At 69.2% G+C, this 14,991-nt stretch carries 31 protein-coding genes; 25 read left to right on the top strand and 6 right to left on the bottom strand.

Translation table 11 applies throughout. The annotated features are described in order from the left end of the window. Positions 1 to 50 precede the first annotated feature (50 nt). From IE180_RS14980 to IE180_RS14970, 3 genes are all read right to left on the bottom strand, one after another. The gene (locus tag IE180_RS14980; protein WP_190157358.1) at positions 51 to 236 is read right to left on the bottom strand and encodes a hypothetical protein; all 186 of its coding nucleotides are present in this window, start codon (positions 234 to 236) and stop codon (positions 51 to 53) included. Positions 237 to 313: 77 nt separating this feature from the next. Further along, positions 314 to 475 (bottom strand): hypothetical protein, encoded by a 162-nt coding sequence (locus IE180_RS36420; RefSeq protein ID WP_229860484.1) that lies wholly within the window; start codon positions 473 to 475, stop codon positions 314 to 316. A 188-nt stretch (positions 476 to 663) separates the two neighbouring features. Next, complete coding sequence (locus IE180_RS14970) at positions 664 to 1,155, bottom strand: hypothetical protein (protein ID WP_190157356.1); 492 nt, start codon at positions 1,153 to 1,155, stop codon at positions 664 to 666. 233 nt (positions 1,156 to 1,388) lie between these two features. Here IE180_RS14970 and IE180_RS14965 point away from each other — a divergent pair, with 233 nt between their 5' ends. Then, positions 1,389 to 1,787, top strand: coding sequence for a hypothetical protein (locus tag IE180_RS14965; protein ID WP_190157355.1), 399 nt, complete (start codon positions 1,389 to 1,391; stop codon positions 1,785 to 1,787). Positions 1,788 to 1,955: 168 nt separating this feature from the next. Beyond that, positions 1,956 to 2,207 carry a hypothetical protein gene (locus IE180_RS14960; RefSeq protein WP_190157354.1) on the top strand — a complete coding sequence of 84 codons (252 nt, stop codon included), beginning with the start codon at positions 1,956 to 1,958 and terminating at the stop codon, positions 2,205 to 2,207. A 62-nt stretch (positions 2,208 to 2,269) separates the two neighbouring features. Here the strand turns inward: IE180_RS14960 and IE180_RS37720 are convergent, their stop codons facing one another. The 3 genes from IE180_RS37720 to IE180_RS14950 all read right to left on the bottom strand — a co-directional run bounded on the left by IE180_RS37720 (position 2,270) and on the right by IE180_RS14950 (position 5,041). After that, a complete protein-coding gene (locus IE180_RS37720) occupies positions 2,270 to 2,752 on the bottom strand; it encodes an HNH endonuclease (RefSeq protein ID WP_506005090.1) in 483 nt (160 codons plus the stop codon). Between the two features lie 245 nt (positions 2,753 to 2,997). Continuing rightward, positions 2,998 to 4,485 carry a peptide deformylase gene (locus IE180_RS14955; RefSeq protein ID WP_190157353.1) on the bottom strand — a complete coding sequence of 496 codons (1,488 nt, stop codon included), beginning with the start codon at positions 4,483 to 4,485 and terminating at the stop codon, positions 2,998 to 3,000. Between the two features lie 97 nt (positions 4,486 to 4,582). Then, positions 4,583 to 5,041 carry a hypothetical protein gene (locus IE180_RS14950; protein WP_190157352.1) on the bottom strand — a complete coding sequence of 153 codons (459 nt, stop codon included), beginning with the start codon at positions 5,039 to 5,041 and terminating at the stop codon, positions 4,583 to 4,585. 12 nt (positions 5,042 to 5,053) lie between these two features. On the opposite strand from IE180_RS14950, the gene IE180_RS14945 reads away from it, so the two are divergent. The 23 genes from IE180_RS14945 to IE180_RS14840 all read left to right on the top strand — a co-directional run bounded on the left by IE180_RS14945 (position 5,054) and on the right by IE180_RS14840 (position 14,944). Further along, positions 5,054 to 5,344: a hypothetical protein gene (locus tag IE180_RS14945; RefSeq protein WP_190157351.1), complete on the top strand. Its 291-nt coding sequence runs from the start codon at positions 5,054 to 5,056 to the stop codon at positions 5,342 to 5,344. Further along, positions 5,341 to 5,514: a hypothetical protein gene (locus tag IE180_RS14940; RefSeq protein ID WP_190157350.1), complete on the top strand. Its 174-nt coding sequence runs from the start codon at positions 5,341 to 5,343 to the stop codon at positions 5,512 to 5,514. The genes IE180_RS14945 and IE180_RS14940 overlap by 4 nt, the downstream gene beginning before the upstream one ends. After that, the gene (locus IE180_RS14935) at positions 5,514 to 5,729 is read left to right on the top strand and encodes a hypothetical protein (RefSeq protein ID WP_190157349.1); all 216 of its coding nucleotides are present in this window, start codon (positions 5,514 to 5,516) and stop codon (positions 5,727 to 5,729) included. Before IE180_RS14940 ends, IE180_RS14935 begins: the two co-directional genes overlap by 1 nt. Then, on the top strand, positions 5,726 to 5,863 hold the full coding sequence (locus IE180_RS14930; RefSeq protein ID WP_190157348.1) for a hypothetical protein: 138 nt from the start codon (positions 5,726 to 5,728) through the stop codon (positions 5,861 to 5,863). Before IE180_RS14935 ends, IE180_RS14930 begins: the two co-directional genes overlap by 4 nt. A 98-nt stretch (positions 5,864 to 5,961) precedes the next feature. Further along, positions 5,962 to 6,195, top strand: a complete 234-nt coding sequence (locus IE180_RS14925) for a hypothetical protein (protein WP_190157347.1) — start codon at positions 5,962 to 5,964, stop codon at positions 6,193 to 6,195. A 13-nt stretch (positions 6,196 to 6,208) separates the two neighbouring features. Further along, positions 6,209 to 6,508, top strand: coding sequence for a hypothetical protein (locus tag IE180_RS14920; protein WP_190157346.1), 300 nt, complete (start codon positions 6,209 to 6,211; stop codon positions 6,506 to 6,508). 23 nt (positions 6,509 to 6,531) lie between these two features. Continuing rightward, positions 6,532 to 6,690, top strand: a complete 159-nt coding sequence (locus IE180_RS14915; protein WP_190157345.1) for a hypothetical protein — start codon at positions 6,532 to 6,534, stop codon at positions 6,688 to 6,690. A 9-nt stretch (positions 6,691 to 6,699) separates the two neighbouring features. After that, positions 6,700 to 6,903 (top strand): hypothetical protein, encoded by a 204-nt coding sequence (locus IE180_RS14910; protein ID WP_190157344.1) that lies wholly within the window; start codon positions 6,700 to 6,702, stop codon positions 6,901 to 6,903. An 18-nt stretch (positions 6,904 to 6,921) separates the two neighbouring features. Beyond that, positions 6,922 to 7,053 carry a hypothetical protein gene (locus IE180_RS37195; RefSeq protein WP_268255453.1) on the top strand — a complete coding sequence of 44 codons (132 nt, stop codon included), beginning with the start codon at positions 6,922 to 6,924 and terminating at the stop codon, positions 7,051 to 7,053. Continuing rightward, the gene (locus tag IE180_RS14905; protein ID WP_190157343.1) at positions 7,053 to 7,607 is read left to right on the top strand and encodes a DUF6919 domain-containing protein; all 555 of its coding nucleotides are present in this window, start codon (positions 7,053 to 7,055) and stop codon (positions 7,605 to 7,607) included. The genes IE180_RS37195 and IE180_RS14905 overlap by 1 nt, the downstream gene beginning before the upstream one ends. 54 nt (positions 7,608 to 7,661) lie before the next feature. Beyond that, positions 7,662 to 7,871, top strand: a complete 210-nt coding sequence (locus tag IE180_RS14900) for a hypothetical protein (RefSeq protein ID WP_190157342.1) — start codon at positions 7,662 to 7,664, stop codon at positions 7,869 to 7,871. Between the two features lie 31 nt (positions 7,872 to 7,902). Continuing rightward, positions 7,903 to 9,084: a hypothetical protein gene (locus IE180_RS14895; protein WP_190157341.1), complete on the top strand. Its 1,182-nt coding sequence runs from the start codon at positions 7,903 to 7,905 to the stop codon at positions 9,082 to 9,084. A gap of 17 nt (positions 9,085 to 9,101) precedes the next feature. Beyond that, positions 9,102 to 11,291: an FtsK/SpoIIIE domain-containing protein gene (locus IE180_RS14890; RefSeq protein ID WP_190157340.1), complete on the top strand. Its 2,190-nt coding sequence runs from the start codon at positions 9,102 to 9,104 to the stop codon at positions 11,289 to 11,291. A gap of 130 nt (positions 11,292 to 11,421) precedes the next feature. Then, the gene (locus IE180_RS14885; protein WP_190157339.1) at positions 11,422 to 11,727 is read left to right on the top strand and encodes a hypothetical protein; all 306 of its coding nucleotides are present in this window, start codon (positions 11,422 to 11,424) and stop codon (positions 11,725 to 11,727) included. A gap of 19 nt (positions 11,728 to 11,746) precedes the next feature. Beyond that, the gene (locus tag IE180_RS14880; protein ID WP_190157338.1) at positions 11,747 to 12,352 is read left to right on the top strand and encodes a DUF6197 family protein; all 606 of its coding nucleotides are present in this window, start codon (positions 11,747 to 11,749) and stop codon (positions 12,350 to 12,352) included. 8 nt (positions 12,353 to 12,360) lie between these two features. Further along, positions 12,361 to 12,681, top strand: a complete 321-nt coding sequence (locus IE180_RS14875; protein ID WP_190157337.1) for a hypothetical protein — start codon at positions 12,361 to 12,363, stop codon at positions 12,679 to 12,681. Then, on the top strand, positions 12,669 to 13,109 hold the full coding sequence (locus tag IE180_RS14870) for a DUF6221 family protein (RefSeq protein ID WP_190157336.1): 441 nt from the start codon (positions 12,669 to 12,671) through the stop codon (positions 13,107 to 13,109). Before IE180_RS14875 ends, IE180_RS14870 begins: the two co-directional genes overlap by 13 nt. 256 nt (positions 13,110 to 13,365) lie before the next feature. Further along, positions 13,366 to 13,599 carry a helix-turn-helix domain-containing protein gene (locus IE180_RS14865; RefSeq protein ID WP_190157335.1) on the top strand — a complete coding sequence of 78 codons (234 nt, stop codon included), beginning with the start codon at positions 13,366 to 13,368 and terminating at the stop codon, positions 13,597 to 13,599. Between the two features lie 56 nt (positions 13,600 to 13,655). Then, a complete protein-coding gene (locus tag IE180_RS14860; protein ID WP_190157334.1) occupies positions 13,656 to 14,009 on the top strand; it encodes a hypothetical protein in 354 nt (117 codons plus the stop codon). A gap of 16 nt (positions 14,010 to 14,025) precedes the next feature. Beyond that, positions 14,026 to 14,301, top strand: a complete 276-nt coding sequence (locus IE180_RS14855) for an HNH endonuclease (protein WP_190157333.1) — start codon at positions 14,026 to 14,028, stop codon at positions 14,299 to 14,301. 2 nt (positions 14,302 to 14,303) lie between these two features. After that, entirely contained in the window at positions 14,304 to 14,528 is a 225-nt protein-coding gene (locus tag IE180_RS14850) for a hypothetical protein (protein ID WP_190157332.1), read from the top strand. Positions 14,529 to 14,579: 51 nt separating this feature from the next. After that, a complete protein-coding gene (locus IE180_RS14845; RefSeq protein WP_190157331.1) occupies positions 14,580 to 14,753 on the top strand; it encodes a hypothetical protein in 174 nt (57 codons plus the stop codon). A gap of 2 nt (positions 14,754 to 14,755) precedes the next feature. Next, the gene (locus tag IE180_RS14840; RefSeq protein WP_190157330.1) at positions 14,756 to 14,944 is read left to right on the top strand and encodes a hypothetical protein; all 189 of its coding nucleotides are present in this window, start codon (positions 14,756 to 14,758) and stop codon (positions 14,942 to 14,944) included. The last annotated feature ends 47 nt before the right edge of the window (positions 14,945 to 14,991 follow it).

Genomic DNA, 14,991 nt, shown 5'->3' with positions numbered 1-14,991 from the left:
CTGCCGCAGCCCTCGTCATCTGGCTCCGCACATGATCGGCCGGACAAGTCCTAGTCGGCAGGCAGCCGCCGGGCCAGCTCCGACGCGAGCTGTCCGGCCGCCGCACCCCGCGGGGACAGATCCAGCTGCTCGAGCAGGAACAGGTGCCGGACCGCGTCACGGGCCTCCGCGGCAGTCAGCAGGGGCAGGCGGGGAGCGGACGGGTAGTCGCCGGTCACAGGCTCAGGAGTGTTCACGGCAAGAGCAACGGCGACGGTCGACGGCAGGACACGACGAAGCCCTCCACCCGATCGGGTGGAGGGCTCGTTCGCCGTTACTCGGTCTTCTTCGGGTGCCTGCTGGCCGCATGGAGGAGCCACACGATCTTGCGTTCCTCGTCGACCACGTACCAGACGCGCCCGCCGCTCGTGACCTCGATCTGCCACTGGTCGCGGCGCTTGCCGTCGAAGACGACCGTTGCCAGGTCGTACTTCAACTGATGATGGCGAGCGGTCTGCACTGCAGGCGCCGGCCCGGTCCGCATCGTGAACCAAGCATCGGCAGTGTTGCTGGGGGCTTCGGCGCAAAGCTCCTGCCACCCGGTCCCAACACCCTTGACCCCGAATCGGATCTTGTATTCGCCCGGCTTGGGCGGCGGGACGACGAAGTCCCCCCTCTTATTGCTCAATCTGCAGGTACCTCCGGAGGCTCGACTTCCCCGAAGTCGCCCGCCTCCGGACTGGTCAGCTTGCTGTAGAGCTCCTGGTCCGCGTACACCTCGGCGGTCGACTTCCATGCCGCGATGAGCGGCACGATCGGCCCAACGGTACCGAGGTCGGAGGCCGCGCGTGCGGTCTCCATGAACTCGACAAGGAACTCCTGGACGGCCTTCTTAGGCAGGAAGCGGACCCACGGGAACGCCTCCGGGAAGACCTCGGTGAGCATGGTGACTGCCTGAGGGTTGCTCTTCATGAGTGCGACAAACAGTCGGGTGGTCGAGTCGACGACCTCAGTGACCTGCTCGGCCCGAGCGGCCGTGGTCAGGTAGAGGTCCTCTTCGTCGCCACGGCGGTGCAGCAGCAGACCCTTGCGGGGGCTGTCCTGCAGCCGCGCGACGGTAGCTACGGGGCTCTTCACGAGCTCCGAGAAGTTCACTTCTGCTGGCATGGCGGTCATGACTTCTAAAGTAGTTCAGAACTCGACACGTGTCCACACGTCTCGATGAGTCTCAGTGAGTTTCACCAGGTCACAAAGGGTGACATTGGTGCAGGCGTGGACACTGCGTTCACAGAGGCGGCCAGAACCAGGCCGCAGACCCATCAGCAGGCGCGACGAAGCCCGCCACCCCATCGGGTGGCGGGCGCTTCGTTCTCCCCCGGTGTCGTCCCAGTCGGCGCTATCCCAAACCCGTGAACGACTACACACACGCCCTCCAGCAGCAGCACGCACTCCAGCACGCCCTCGAAGAACGCTTCGGTCGGGCCGCCGACTGGCCCATCGGAACCCAGGCCGCACACGCCACCCTCGAAACCATGCAGCGACTCATGGGCAACGACTACGTCTACTTCGTCGAGTGCGCCCAGCAGGCCATCACGCGCCACCGCGAACGGCACAATCGGACGACCCTCTGCTACCGGCGAGATCACCTCAGCCAGATCCTCCGACCCGGCGCCATCCGCGACCTCCCCGACACCCTCGACGTCGGCTGGGCACTCAACAACGCCCTCGAAGGACTCCTCAGCGAAGAGCGGTACGAACAGCTCATCGACGCGGCCGTCGAAGCCGCACGCCCCGCTGTCACTGCCTGATCCAGCCGGTCCGCATCCAGACCGGCCCCAACCCCAGAACCATGATCGAGCGCCCGTCTTCATCCCCCCGAGAGGCGGGCGCTCACCCATGGCCGGATACGCCCCTGCCGACTGGCCGGGGCGTGGCATGATCCCCGCACAGTTACGAACCGTGGGGGCACCATGCGCTTGACAGCCGCAGTACGCCAGCAGCTGCTCGACCAGAACGAAGGCTTCAAGAAGACCATCCCTACAAGGCAGAAGAACCTCACGATGGACACGACGTACCGGATCGCCAGCGGACAGCTGTACATCAGCACCAGCGGCAAGACCTCATGGGCGGACAGCCGCTTCTCCGAGCCCGAGGCCCCCGCCACCCCCGAGCAGACACACCGATTCCTGTACGCGTACCAGCACCTGCTCAACACCGACGGCCTGTAGACGCCCGCAAACCCACGACGAAGCCCGCCACCGTGAGGTGGCGGGCTTCAGTGCGTTCGGGGTCAGGCTTGCTCCTTCTGCCTAGCTCGCATTCGGCGAGCCCGCGCAGCCTCGCAGAGCTTGCAGCAGACGTACCTTCCCCTGATTCGAGTGTTCTCTGCCGTCATGGCGTGCCCGTTCTTGCAGAACTTGCGGATGACCGCGGGCGGCTTATCCCGCAATGCAGCCTCATGCAGGAGGCGAGCGCAAGTCCGGCACGACCTGTGCCCATTCGCGTCTATATACGTGGTCTCGGGGGTGTATCGGTGTCCCCGGATGCAGGTGTCCATGAGGATCCGACGGCCGGCGTGTGTGTTCTTCGACCGTTCCTGGTTTTCGACGTTGGTCACCGGCTCAAGGTGCGCGGGATTCACGCAGCGGCGGTGGAGGCATCCGGACCCCCCGCCGCATGACTCATCAAGGTTGTGGCATGTGTGGTCGAGCATGACTCCATCGGGGAGCGGTCCGACCACTTCCTGGTAGACCACGCGATGGGCGAGGTGCATTTCCTTCTTGATCGATATGCGCCCATAGCCGTGCTCGTTCAAGCTTCCGGTCCAGTGGATGCATCCGTTGGACTGTGCCGCAGTTCTCTCGTTGACTCGCTCGAGGATCGGGCGATTTAGCCGCCTCACCTTGGACGCGTTGCTCGGGTTCGCCACCCAAGCGCAGTAGCAGCGGTTGCACATCTTCCGGCGAAGACGCTGATGGGCCGGGATCTGGATGGTGCATTGCTCGCAGGTCTTGCCAGTCATCGCCCCTCCGGCTGGTAGGTCCACTGACTGCCGGTCCCTCGGTACTCCGATACAGGAATCGGCTCAACACCCGGCCGCATCTTCGACCGGTAGAGCTGGCCGTGCAGGTGGTCGACCTCATGGGCGACGAGCCGGGCATGGCCACGCTCGAAGATCGTGATGCGTTGCGTGCCGTCGATGTCCGTGTGCTCGACGCTGATCGACATCGGACGCGGCACCATGCCGCGGACATCGAAGAACGACAGGCAGCCCTCGTACTGTTCGTCAAAACCGCCGGCCTCCTCGACGATCCGAGGATTGAACAGCGTGATCGCCTCGCTCTCCGGGGTGCGGATGATCGCGGCAGCACGGTTGATGCCGATCTGGGGAGCAGCGATCCCCATGCCCTTGCCGAAGTTGTGGACGCCTGCCGCACGGTCGGCGGCCGAGTTCAGTTCGGCGACCACTCGGCGGGCGTCCTCGGCCTCGTCCGGCAGGGAGAACAGGCGGGCAGGGGTCGTCAGGATCGGGTCGCCCTCCTGGACGATGCCGATCTCCCGCATGCGGCCGCTGGCCGTGTCAGCAGTGCTCAGGTGAGTCTCCTTGATCGCTTTGGCCCGGAACTTCCATTCAAGGCGGAAACGGGCGTGTAGTGGTGGTTCGTCGGTACTCCAGGAGAACACGCGTCGGCCAGCCTCCGTGGCCGAACGGACCGGATTCCGGAAGGGGTTGCCCGTTGCGGTCATCGTCGTCTCGGTGCCCCACACGGCCGGCTCCAGCTCAGCCGGGAAGTCCAGCGAGACGCTCAGGCGCTTTGTCGGCAGGCGAACCGCGCGCTGGAACCAGGTGCCCCACTTCGCGTCGGACACGGTGTAGCTGTACTCCAGCCACGCCGACTCGCCCGGGTACAGCGGGTAGCGGCCGTCCTCGTTCTCGAACAGCAGCCAGAGCTCCTTGAACGCGTCCCGGTCGTGCTGCACCCGCCAGCCGATCGGCTCGCCGTCGACGCTCGCGCTGAGCTGGATCTCCTCCCAGGTCAGCGGGTTCTCGCGGTAGTGCTGGTTCGACCGCTCCGGGTCGCCCGGGTAGCGGTCAACGCTGATGCGGATCAGGTAGCTGGTGATCGGCTCGGAGCCGCCGTTGAACAGCCGGCGTCGCTGCGTGGCCCGGTAGACGCGACCGTCGTAGTGCAGCGACGTGTCCTCGTGCTCGACGATCAGGCTCGACAGTGGGTCGGGCGCCGGGGCCAGGCGGGGAACCTCGGCCTTCGGCTTCGCGCCGAGCGCCTGGAAAGCTCGCCGGATTGCACCGCCGGCCTGAAGGTGCTGATCGGCGAGCGCGGCGAACTCGCGCGACGGCGAAAGCATGCCGTTCTCCACCTTCGAGATGTACGACGGCGCGTACCCGACCAGCTGCGCGAGCGCCTTCTGCGACAGGCCGCGGACATCCCGCCAGCGCTTCAGTTCGGCAATGAACTCGTCCGTCGCTAACGCGCGGTCCGCCATCGCGTCCCCCTGTGAATGTGAGTGAGGTGTGAGTGAGCGGCGATCAGCCTGCCGTCACAGGATCTGTACGCAGTTCCGTAGCGGCATGGCGATCGACTCAGCTCTCGTCCTGCAGAGGGCGCACAGTGCGCTTGCGCAGTGGGGGAACCCCGCCGGCACGGGCGATGCGGCCCACGTGCACTCGGTCGTAGTGAGTGCTCGTGGATACCTGCGTAGGGGTGAGAGTTCGGCTCATCAGATTGCTGATGATCGCCTGGTGCAGGGCGTCCCTGGCTTCTTGGTGGGCCTTCTCGGTCGCCAGGAACTTGGCGTCGAGCGCTTCCAGCTCCCGCATGGCGGCTTCCTGCGCCGCTCGCTCCTCGTCCGTCATCTCGGCAGTTTCCCACACCAGGTTGCAACCCAGTGCGACTCGTCTGCGGCCGTTTCGTGCGACCGCTTGCAATTGAAGCGTCATGTTGCAACTATAGGTCTCACCGGGCCGCAAGGCCAGGGCATGAAAAAGCCCCGCCGGTGCTGGAACACCGAACGGGGCGAGGTTCAGACCCTTCTTGACCAAGGAGTCCAACCTATGAGCACCACTGTACCTACTCGTACCTGCGGGAACAGCCCCGCCGCCCCCCTCACCGTCGACCGCCTCCTCTCGGCCCCGCTGCCGGAGCTGCTGGCGTCGTCGAACGCCCAGATCGTCGACTCGTCGATCACGGACGCCGGCTTCTACGGCGCGGCGGTCCAGCGTCGTGATGGCGGGATCAGCCTGCACCTGCCGAAGGGCCGGTCCGCCGCCGAGCGCGACGTCATGGTCCGCTCGCTCGTCGGCCGCCTCATCAGCGCGATTCACGAGAACGACGGTGCGAAGTGACCGCCCCCGCGGTCGAGGCCGCCACCGTCGCCCCGCAGCGTCGCCGGATCGTCGTCGGCAAGAAGATCGGCCGCGGCCCGTTCGTCGTCGAGATGTCCGAGGCCGACAAGGCCGCGCACGCCGCCGCTTCCTACGTCAGCCCCCGCGGCCGGCAGGGGAGGGCCGCCTGATGGACGAGTTCACCCGCCCCCTGTACGACCCGTCGATGGACGTCCCCGGACCGCCGCTGCCGCTCGACCGGGTGGTCGAGCGGGCCCGCGAGGTCCTCGCCGAGACCGCTGGCGCGAACATCCACAACCCGGCTGAGATGCTTCGGGCCTCGACCTCGCTCCACATGCGGCTCCGTCGTCTGGTCGCCGCCATCGAAGCCACCCAGGCCCGGTGATCGCCGTGTCGGACATCGCCGAGCAGCAGGCCGCTGACGCTCTCGCCCAGCAGCGCATCGAGGCCGCCATGCAGGCCGCCGCCGACGCCGAGGCCGCCGAGAAGGCCCGCCTCGAGGTCCAGGCGCAGCGCTAGCACCCCCTCTACTGCCGGGGCCAGCAGTCCATCCCCCGCCCGCCGGCCCCGGCGCTCCACCACCCCTTTCCCGCACCTCTGCCACGAGGAGATTCGCCATGCCCGCTCTCGCCCTGATCCCGTCCGACGGCCCGTCCGAGCAGCAGCTCGCCGAGATCGAGGCCGGTATCCGCGCCGGCATCGTCGCCGACTACCTGACGGCCGTCCGGACCGGCAACGTCCTCGACCAGCTGTCCGCCGAGTACCTGGCCGCCCGGATCGACGAGTCCACCCCCGACGGGCCGCGGCTCCTCGACGAGCTCGCCGACCTCACCCAGCCCGCCGCGGCCTGAAAGGAACATCCTCGTGCGCTTCAGCCGCCGACAGGCCGAGACCCCCGAGCAGAGCTACACCCGGGCCGCAGCCGCCCGTCAGGCCGACATCTCCCGCAAGCAGGCCTACGCCGCAGACCAGGAAGCCCAGAAGTACCAGATGACTGCCGACGTCTACGGGCGGCCCGGCACCGACTACCACGACCCCGACACCGCGGCCGAGGCCGTCAAGAGGCGTGACGCCGCCCTGAACCGCCGCGACCGACACCAGCAGGCCGCCGACCGGCAGAAGCAGATCGCTGCCCCGCCGCCGGCGAAGCGCCGCTGGTTCTGACCTGACCCGAAGGAGCCCCAGCCATGGTCACCCCCGACCAGGCGCTCGCCCTCGCGGCTGAGGGCCTCGCCGTTCTCGTCGCCGAGCAGCAGGCCGGTGGCACCCCGGAGACCGACATGCAGTTCGACGCGGTCCTCGACGCCGCCATCGTCATCGCCCGTGACATCCGCGATCACCAGTAGGAGCCCGCTGTGCGCCTCGCCATCTCCGTCTTCGCCGTCCTCGGCCTGTCCCTGATCGGCCTGTACCTGGCCCCGGTCCTCGCCCAGGCCGCTGACATCACCGAGATCCAGGCCGGACTCATGACCGGTGCCGTCATCACCTGGGCCGCCTTCCGGATCGTGGCGATGCTCCCCGACACCCAGCCCGAGGCCGCCCCCACCCACCAGGACTGACCCGAAAGGAGCCCCGTCATGGGCCTGTTCGACCGCTTCAAGTCCAGCCAGCCCGCCGACCCGGAGCCCGACTGCCCCCCGGACTGCGTGAAGTGCGCCGAGTCCGCCTCGATCGACCCCGACTACATCCCGCAGACGGAGGATTCCTGATGGGCACCGTGTGGCACGGCGCCTGCACGATCGGCGACCTCGGTCAGAACATGGCCGACTGGCTGGAGGGGCGGGTCCCGTCCTGGCCCGGCTACCTGGCCGACGAGTTCGGCGACGAGGAGACGGACGGTGCTCGCCACCTGGTGCCGACGATGGTCGCCCTGAACCGTGCCGGGTTCGTCACCACCGGCTCCCAGCCCGGGGAGACCGGCGGCGGCTACCGGCAGCGGGCCTGGGTCGAGGGCGTCGTCCACGACCACAACCCGCTCCTCGGCCGGCTCCTCGGCCTCCATGGTCAGGGGCTCACCGTGATCCGCGGCTGGCCGGAGAAGCAGCACGTGCTCACCGAAGGCAACGGCCGCCCGTACACCACGGTCGGCGGTTGGCGGTGGCGCCGCGACTACATCCACTCCAACTGGCGGGGGATCGGCCACCGGGCCCTCCGCGAGCTGCGACAGCACGGCGCCGTCATCAACATCTACGACCCCGTCTGGGGCCGCGACGACCGCCTGTGGCCTGCGCTTGACGCCCTCACCACCGCCGCCACTCGGTAACCGAATCCGTCCACGGTCCCGCCGAACCAGGGACCGCCACCAAGGAGAACTCTCATGCTGCGCCGCCCCGCCGTCCTCGCGCTCGCCGCATTCGTCGCCTTCCTGATCGCCGTCGGCATGTGGCCTGCTGCGATCGCCCCCGTCACTCTCGCCGCCTCCGGGCTCGCCGCGGTCCTCGCTGTCATCCCCGGCCCCGTCTACCTCCTCGCCGGCGTCATCGCCTGGCTCAAGTACCGGCCCCAGCCCAAGCCCGCCACCGCCTGACCTTCCGAGCCCCCGAAAGGACGCAGTATCCATGAGCAGCTGGCACGAGGAGCGCCGCACCGACCGGGCCGCGGACGCCAGGGAACGCCGAGAGGACCGGGCGTTCGACGCGAAGCTGCGCCGCGACGAGCGCCGTAAGGACCGCGAAGAGCAGCGGCAGGAGAAGACCCAGGCCCGACGAGACCGAGCGCAGCGCCGCGCCGCCCGCGCCGCCAAGCGGGAGAAGACCCTCACCCCCGGCAACGTGTACCGCAAGGGCACCCTCGGCCTCGTCAGCATGTCGGCCCTCGCGTCCCTGCCCGCCCAGATCCTGCACTTCGCCGCCATCCACTGGATGCTGCTGCCCATCGGCCCGGCCGTGGAAGGCGCCGCCTGGGTCATGGCCGCCGGTGTCGCCTACGCCGACGAGCGGAAGCTGCCCGCCTGGGTGCGCTGGCTGCTGCGGGCCCTGTCCCTGTCGGCCGCCGCGTTCGCCGCCAACGTCAACTACAGCTACGGACTCAGCCTCACCGAGCACGGCGTCAGCGCCTCCAGCGCCCAGGCCGCGGCCATCGGACTCGCCGCCGTCACCATGCTCGGGCCGCTGTTCTTCGAAGTCCGCCAGTGGGTCCTCACTCTCACCGCCGCCGCGAGCGATCCGCGGAAGCGAGCCGATGAGAAGGAGCGGGCCAAGCACGACCGGAAGCGCCGCCGGCACCACAAGACCGTCGCCGACGTCGCCGACCGACTGATGTCCGCCGCCCCCTTCGGAAGCCTCAAAGCGGAAGACGCGTGGACGCAGGCATGGAGCATCGTCCACGGCAGCAGCGACTCGTGGATGACACCCAAGCTCCACGCCTACGCGGTTCAGTCCGCGGCCTCTCTCGCCGCCGCCCAGGTGCCGGTGCAGCTCGACTCCAAGACGATCCGGCAGCGCATCCTCGCTCTCTTGCGGCGCCCCGCCGAGGCCGTCTCGTCGACGCCCGTCTACGTGCTGCCGACGCCGCCCTCGATGGCCCTCAGCAAGGTCAAGAAGCCGCAGGTCGTTACCGATCTCCCCCTGTCGAAGAAGGGGACCGAGAACAACCCCGAAAAGACCCCCGCGAAGGGCGCCCGCAGGCAGCCCCCGCCGCACCGCCGGACCAAGGGTGACGCCCTGCCGTTCCACCCCATCGCCAAGGCCGTCGCCGCCGACACCGGGCGCAAGTTCGCCGTCGTCAACGGAAGCCACTGAGGAACTGAGGAGCAGCCGTGACCATCGAGACCCTTCCCGGCGCCACCCCCGACCCCGAGTGGGACCGCCTGATCGCCAACTACGGGGCCACCTACAAGGAGCCCGCCCCGGACCCGATGGCGGACCTGCCGCTCGTTCCCGACTGGACGCGCAGCAGCAGCGGCTGGAAGAACCGCAGCGGCGCCGCCCGCCTGAACTCCACCCGCGCGTTCCGCCGCTGGGTCCGTCGGCAGACCACCGAGCACGGCCACGCCTCCCAGATCGGCCGCGGCCTGCGCCGCACCTTCACCTGGGTCCAGGGCGTCGAAGGCGTCCACGTCGCGGTCGCCAAGCACGAAGCCGCCCGCGCCCACCAGGCCTACAAGACGGCCAAGTGGGCCCACGACAAGCGCCTCATCCCCGGCAAGGAGAAGGACAAGCGCCGCGGCGACATGGACAAGGCCTCGACCGCGTCCGTGTCGGCGATGGCCGGCTACAAGAAGGCCCGCGCCGAAGCCCGCACCAAGCGGGCCCTGCGCGGAGCCGTCGCCCTCGCCCCGATAGCGGCAGCCGAAGCCACCGGCCTGTACCTGATCGGGTCGCCCGGCGGGATCCTCGCCACCGGCTCCGCTCTCGTCGCCTTCGCCCTCATGGGCCGCCGCACCGACAACGGGCAGGTCTACACCGACCGCACCGCCAAGATCGGCGACGGCGACCGCATGACCGACGACATGATCGACCGGGCCTTCCGTGAAGCCGGCATCATCAAGGCCGACCAGGCCGTCGTCTTCCGCAGCCCCGTCATCCAGGACGGCAAGGCCTGGCTCGTCCACATCGAAGTCACCGGCAGCGTCACCGTCGACGACGTCCGCAAGAAGACCAAGCCCCTCGCCTCCGCCCTCGGCATCCCCCGCCACCAGATGGACATCCGCGACGAAGGCCGGGAGGACCACCTCAGCCTGTGGGTGTCCATGACCGACCCGTTCGGCCGGGCCATCCCCAACCCACTCATCGGCACCGACGGCAAGGTCAACGCCTGGCGCGACGGCCTGCCCCTCGGCTTCGACAAGCGTGGCTCGATCATCCTGGCCACCATCTCCGACTACTCGCTGCTCGTCGGCGGCACCACCCGCTCCGGCAAGGGCATGGCCGTCGCCAACATCCTCGTCGGCGCCATGCTCGACCCCCGCATCCGTGTTCGCCTCTTCGACGGCAAGGGCACCGGCGAGTACGTCGGCATCGCTGGCAGCCTCGACACCTTCGTCCGCCGCAACCCCGAACGGCTCCTGCAGTTCCTCAAGATCCTCGCCGTCGAGCTGGAGCGGCGCACGGAGATCCTCGTCGATCTCGGTGTCTCCAAGGCCACCGAAGAGCTGCTGGAGGAGCTCGGTGGGATCGAGCTCGTCATCGTCGACGAGCTCGCCACCTACACCGTCAAGGGCGGCCTCAACGGCCAGCACGCCGAGGAGATCGTCGAACTCCTTGCCCAGATCGCCGCCGTCGGCGCCGCGGTCGGCATCGTCCTCGTCCTCGCCACCCAGGCGCCGAAGGTCGACGTCGTCCCCTCTCGGCTTCGCGGCAACTGCGCTGGCAAGTGGGCCATGCGCGTCGAGTCCGCCGCCGCCTCCAACGCCATCCTCGGCGACGGCGCGGCCGGTGACGGCTACGACGCCAGCGAGATCCCCAACAGCAAGGCGACCCGGGGCCGCGGCTGGCTCACCACCCCCGACACCGGCTTCATCGAGGCCCGCAGCCTCTTCGTCGACGTCGAGAACGGCGACCTGCGCAAGGCCGCCAAGGCCGGCCTCGACCTGCGGCAGGCCATCGGCAGGGCCCCTGGCCACTGCGCGGACCCGATCGAGGACCAGCTGGCCAAGGAGACCGGCATCTCCATGGCGGCCGGCGGCCCCACCGGCAAGGGCACCGCCGTCCAGGCCGAGCGTGAACCCGACCTGCTCGACCACCTGATCAAGGCCGCGACCGCCACCGGCGAGGGCGACCTGTCCCGAGCGGAGGCGTTCGCCTACCTCGCCGGCGTGGACGTCGAGTTCGCCAGGGGCGACGAAGAGGGAGACACCGCCTACGCCACCCGAGCCGGAACGCTCGTCAAGGCCCGCCTCGACGCCCTCGGCGTGGAGGTGCCCGTGGCGAACGTACAGCGCGGCGCCAAGCGCGGTCGCGGATGGCGCCTCAGCGACCTGACTGACGCCCGCAACAGCGTCCAGTAAATCCCGATATGGCAGGTGCGTAGAGGGTGTACACCCCTGCGTATCCGCAGGTCACAGGTTGCGCACCGGGTGCGCACCGCCTTCTGAGGCTGCACAGCCCCGCGCACCCTCCAGGCTCGTCACACACCCGGTGAGCACCCGCCAATCCAGGACAAAGCACCCCAAGGAGCAGGCCACGGACACCCTCCCGACCGTCTACCGCGCGACCCCCCGCGACTTCACCGCCCTCGTCCAGCACCTCCAGGTCGGCGACGCCCTCTACACCCAGACCGACACCGACACCCGCCGCTGGATCGTCACCGAACACCGCAGCGTCACCAGCAAAGCCCCCATGGTCGCCCCCGCCGACACCGACGGCCAGGCGCCCCTCATTCCCCTCCAGCAGCTTCTCGTCCGCTACGGAGCCATCCACATCCAGCCCCCCGACCAGACCTGACCCCAGGAGTAGTCATCCCGTGTCCACGATCGCCGCCCCCGCCCCGGCACTCGACGTCGTCGACGCGGCCAGCCTCATCGCCGACATCGAGGCCTACCTCGCCGACCAGGCCCCCCGCACCGCGCACCCGCTCGTCACCAAGACCACCGCCCAGCTCGTCGCCGAAGCCCTCGCTACGCCGGAGGCCACGCCCGACACCGCAGCGCCCGTCCTCACCGCCCCTCGGCGGCTGTGGCGGATCATCCCCGACTGGGCCATCGCCCTCACCCCCGCTCGCCGCCTCCACGGCGCCGGCCGGGCCGTCACCGTCCAGCAGCACCTCGAACTCACCGCGCTCGTCATCCAGCAGTACGGCTGGAACCCTCGCGGACTCCGATCCCGAAGCGGCACGCGCTGCATCCTCGGCGCCCAAGCCGTCCTCTACCGGCTCGGCTACGGCGACGAGAACACCGCGCTGGCCGCCGGCGCCCGCCTCCAGTCCGTCCTCGCCGCTCGCGGGATCACCGAGCCCTTCCACGCCTGGAACGACCGCCCCGGCCGGACGGAAGGCGAGGTACTGCAGCTCATCCGCGAAGCCACCAGCAACGCCGACAAGCCCACCCCCGGCACGCCGAAGAAGGGATGATGGCCCGCATGAGCAACACGTCGAAGGACCTGATTCCACTCACGGTCGAGGAACTCACCAGCCTCCACAACGGCCTGTTCGAACAGCAGCTCTCGGTTCTCAAGGGCCTCAGCGATCCGGTGCGGCATGGGCGGACGCTCCCAAGCTGCCCCCGATGCGGGAGGACGCCGACGCAGATCACGCAGTCTCACCGAGACGTTCCTGAGATTGAGCTCTCCTTCGACCCGTGTGGTCACCAGTTCCGCGCCGACGAGGAGACGACCCTGGCCGTCTTCCGCGGCCCCCGCCGCCGGCCGTTGCGAGAGGAGACGGACCCGTGGACGACCTGATCGCGTTCCTCCGCGCCCGCCTCGACGACGACGGGCGGGAGGCCAAGGCGCGCCGCGGCGTCTTCCCCTCTCCGTCTGTGCAGGACGACGGGTACGTGTGGCTGCACGTTCGGCCGGGCGGCAACGCAGTGATCACGCGCTACCCGCACCCTGTCGAGGGGTACGACGACATGGCGAAGCTGCGGAACTGGGCCGACACTGAGCACGGCTGGACGCAGGAGCGGGTGCTGGCCGAGGTCGACGCCAAACGGCGGATCACGGAGTGCCACGAGCCGTGGACCGCAGCTAACGGCGACATCATCTGTGGCCGGTGCGGGCGAGAACACATCGACGGTCGGCCGGGCGGCCACTTCCCGTGCCAGACGCTCCGCCTGCTCGCCCTGCCGTTCGCTGACCACCCCGACTACCAGGACGCCTGGCGGCCTTAGCCCCGACTGTCAGTGGCCGGCCGTACCGTAGACCGCATCCCATCCGAGCTTCACAGGCTGCGACTCGGACCCGAAGCCCCGCCCCGGAACAGCGCCCGGGGCGGGGCTTTGCCATGCTGATAGCCGTTCTCTATGGCGATAGAAGAAGACATAGGTTGACTTGATCGAGGACCGAACGTATCGTCTGCTCAATCGGTGCTTTGTGCCTGCTGAGGCCGCCCACGACGGGCGGCCTTTCGCGTACCCGGAGGTGACCATGGCCTCCCTCGCCCTCGTCGACGAAGAAGCCGCCGCCTACTACACCGGCCGGCCACGCGTCACCATCCGCCGCTGGGCCCACGAAGGCCGCATCCAGCGATACGGCAAAGGCCGCGGCCGGGTCCGCTACAACGTCTTCGAACTCAACCCCGCCCGGCGCGACGAAGACACCGGAGAACTCCTCGAAGCCGGCGGGCCCCCGCCGCTGCCAGCCGGAGCCCGAGCCGCATAGGTCACAGCCCAGCCACAACGCCCCCAGCACCCCAGCCAGTCCGGCACGCTAACCCGATGCGCAGACTCACCACCGCCGCCCTCGCGGCCACCCTGTTCCTCGGGCTCACCGCCTGCGGCACCAACACCAAGCCCGACCAGCCCGCCGCGGCCACCACGGCGACATCCCCCTCCCCGGCCCCGGTCGACACCGAAGCCGCCGCCCAGGCCTGCACCAACGCCGTCTACGCCGCCGTCCAGGACGCAAAGACCGCCGACGACCTCATCCGACCCCCCGAGTGCGCCAGCATGACCGAGGACGAGTACCTGGACACCGTCCTCGCCGTCGTCCAGCAGTCCAACAAGGCTGGCCAAGACGACCTGAGGAAGGCCGTCGAGGACGCCGCCTCCGCCGCCACCCCCAGCCCCTGACCATGAGGAGGCGCCCGTGCCCAGCAACCCCCGCAACGGGCGCCCCTACCGCCGGCTCGTAGCCGAACTGAAGGCCAAGGGCCTGCCGTGCTGGATCTGCGGCCACGACATCAACCCCCGGCTCGACGCCCGGCACCGGTTGTCGTTCACCCTCGACCACCTCGTCCCCCTCAGTCGCGGCGGCGACCTCCTCAACCCCGCCAACGCCCGCCCAGCGCACCGCGCCTGCAACAGCAGCAAGGGCAACAGGACGACCGCCACAGCCCCACAGCGGACCTCACGGAGGTGGTGACCATGAGCGACACGGTCTGGATCGTTGCCCAGGTGAAGACCTTCAGCCCAGACGGCTGGGCCCTCGCCTGGGACCTCGGCGGCGTCTTCACCACAGAGGACGCGGCCAGAGCACAGTGCACCGAGCCCAGCGATGCCATGTGGTCAGTGGAGCTCGACGTACCCCTCGGGCGCGAGACAGTAGAGCCCCCCGACATCAGCTACCCGGCCGCCCCTCGCGCGGGGTAGCGCCGTGCTGTACGTCGACATCGGCCCACAGCGAGCCTCGCGGAGGTGGTGATGACCGACAAGGCCGACGTCTACCTCGCGGCTGCACTCTGGTTCATCGTCCTTGCCGCAGCGCTCGACAGCCTGCTCGGCAACGAGACCGCCATCAATGGGGTGATCGGGGCAGGCATCCCCGCCCTGGTAGTCACTGCCTTCGCGGCCGGCCACCGACTGCGGAGGCGGTGACCATGGGCTCCCTCCTCCGGCGGCTCGCCAGACGCTGCGAGGCCCACGACAGGCCGTCACAGCCCCGCATCCGCGACTTGGAACAGCAGCTCGGCATCGACCCCAGTGCCACCCCTGACGACCCCGTGGCGGCGTACACCGACCCGGCACTCATCGAGTGCGGCCACCGGTGGTGCCAGCGACGGAGGTGACGTCGTGCTGTACGTCGTCACCGGCCTGATGCGAGCCGCACGGAGGT

This window comes from Streptomyces litmocidini (assembly GCF_014649755.1).
GTDB lineage: Bacteria > Actinomycetota > Actinomycetes > Streptomycetales > Streptomycetaceae > Streptomyces > Streptomyces litmocidini.
The sequence above is the reverse complement of the archived record's forward strand: the minus strand, read 5'-3'. Positions and strand labels throughout refer to the sequence as shown.

Excerpts from the sequence above, each read along its gene's own strand:
- IE180_RS14970 (WP_190157356.1), bottom strand. The coding sequence starts at position 1,155 with ATGACCGCCATGCCAGCAGAAGTGAACTTCTCGGAGCTCGTGAAGAGC.
- IE180_RS37720 (WP_506005090.1), bottom strand. The coding sequence starts at position 2,752 with ATGCACCTCGCCCATCGCGTGGTCTACCAGGAAGTGGTCGGACCGCTC.
- IE180_RS14955 (WP_190157353.1), bottom strand. The coding sequence starts at position 4,485 with ATGGCGGACCGCGCGTTAGCGACGGACGAGTTCATTGCCGAACTGAAG.
- IE180_RS14945 (WP_190157351.1), top strand. The coding sequence starts at position 5,054 with ATGAGCACCACTGTACCTACTCGTACCTGCGGGAACAGCCCCGCCGCC.
- IE180_RS14935 (WP_190157349.1), top strand. The coding sequence starts at position 5,514 with ATGGACGAGTTCACCCGCCCCCTGTACGACCCGTCGATGGACGTCCCC.
- IE180_RS14925 (WP_190157347.1), top strand. The coding sequence starts at position 5,962 with ATGCCCGCTCTCGCCCTGATCCCGTCCGACGGCCCGTCCGAGCAGCAG.
- IE180_RS14915 (WP_190157345.1), top strand. The coding sequence starts at position 6,532 with ATGGTCACCCCCGACCAGGCGCTCGCCCTCGCGGCTGAGGGCCTCGCC.
- IE180_RS37195 (WP_268255453.1), top strand. The coding sequence starts at position 6,922 with ATGGGCCTGTTCGACCGCTTCAAGTCCAGCCAGCCCGCCGACCCGGAG.
- IE180_RS14905 (WP_190157343.1), top strand. The coding sequence starts at position 7,053 with ATGGGCACCGTGTGGCACGGCGCCTGCACGATCGGCGACCTCGGTCAG.
- IE180_RS14900 (WP_190157342.1), top strand. The coding sequence starts at position 7,662 with ATGCTGCGCCGCCCCGCCGTCCTCGCGCTCGCCGCATTCGTCGCCTTC.
- IE180_RS14895 (WP_190157341.1), top strand. The coding sequence starts at position 7,903 with ATGAGCAGCTGGCACGAGGAGCGCCGCACCGACCGGGCCGCGGACGCC.
- IE180_RS14875 (WP_190157337.1), top strand. The coding sequence starts at position 12,361 with ATGAGCAACACGTCGAAGGACCTGATTCCACTCACGGTCGAGGAACTC.
- IE180_RS14865 (WP_190157335.1), top strand. The coding sequence starts at position 13,366 with ATGGCCTCCCTCGCCCTCGTCGACGAAGAAGCCGCCGCCTACTACACC.
- IE180_RS14860 (WP_190157334.1), top strand. The coding sequence starts at position 13,656 with ATGCGCAGACTCACCACCGCCGCCCTCGCGGCCACCCTGTTCCTCGGG.
- IE180_RS14850 (WP_190157332.1), top strand. The coding sequence starts at position 14,304 with ATGAGCGACACGGTCTGGATCGTTGCCCAGGTGAAGACCTTCAGCCCA.
- IE180_RS14845 (WP_190157331.1), top strand. The coding sequence starts at position 14,580 with ATGACCGACAAGGCCGACGTCTACCTCGCGGCTGCACTCTGGTTCATC.
- IE180_RS14840 (WP_190157330.1), top strand. The coding sequence starts at position 14,756 with ATGGGCTCCCTCCTCCGGCGGCTCGCCAGACGCTGCGAGGCCCACGAC.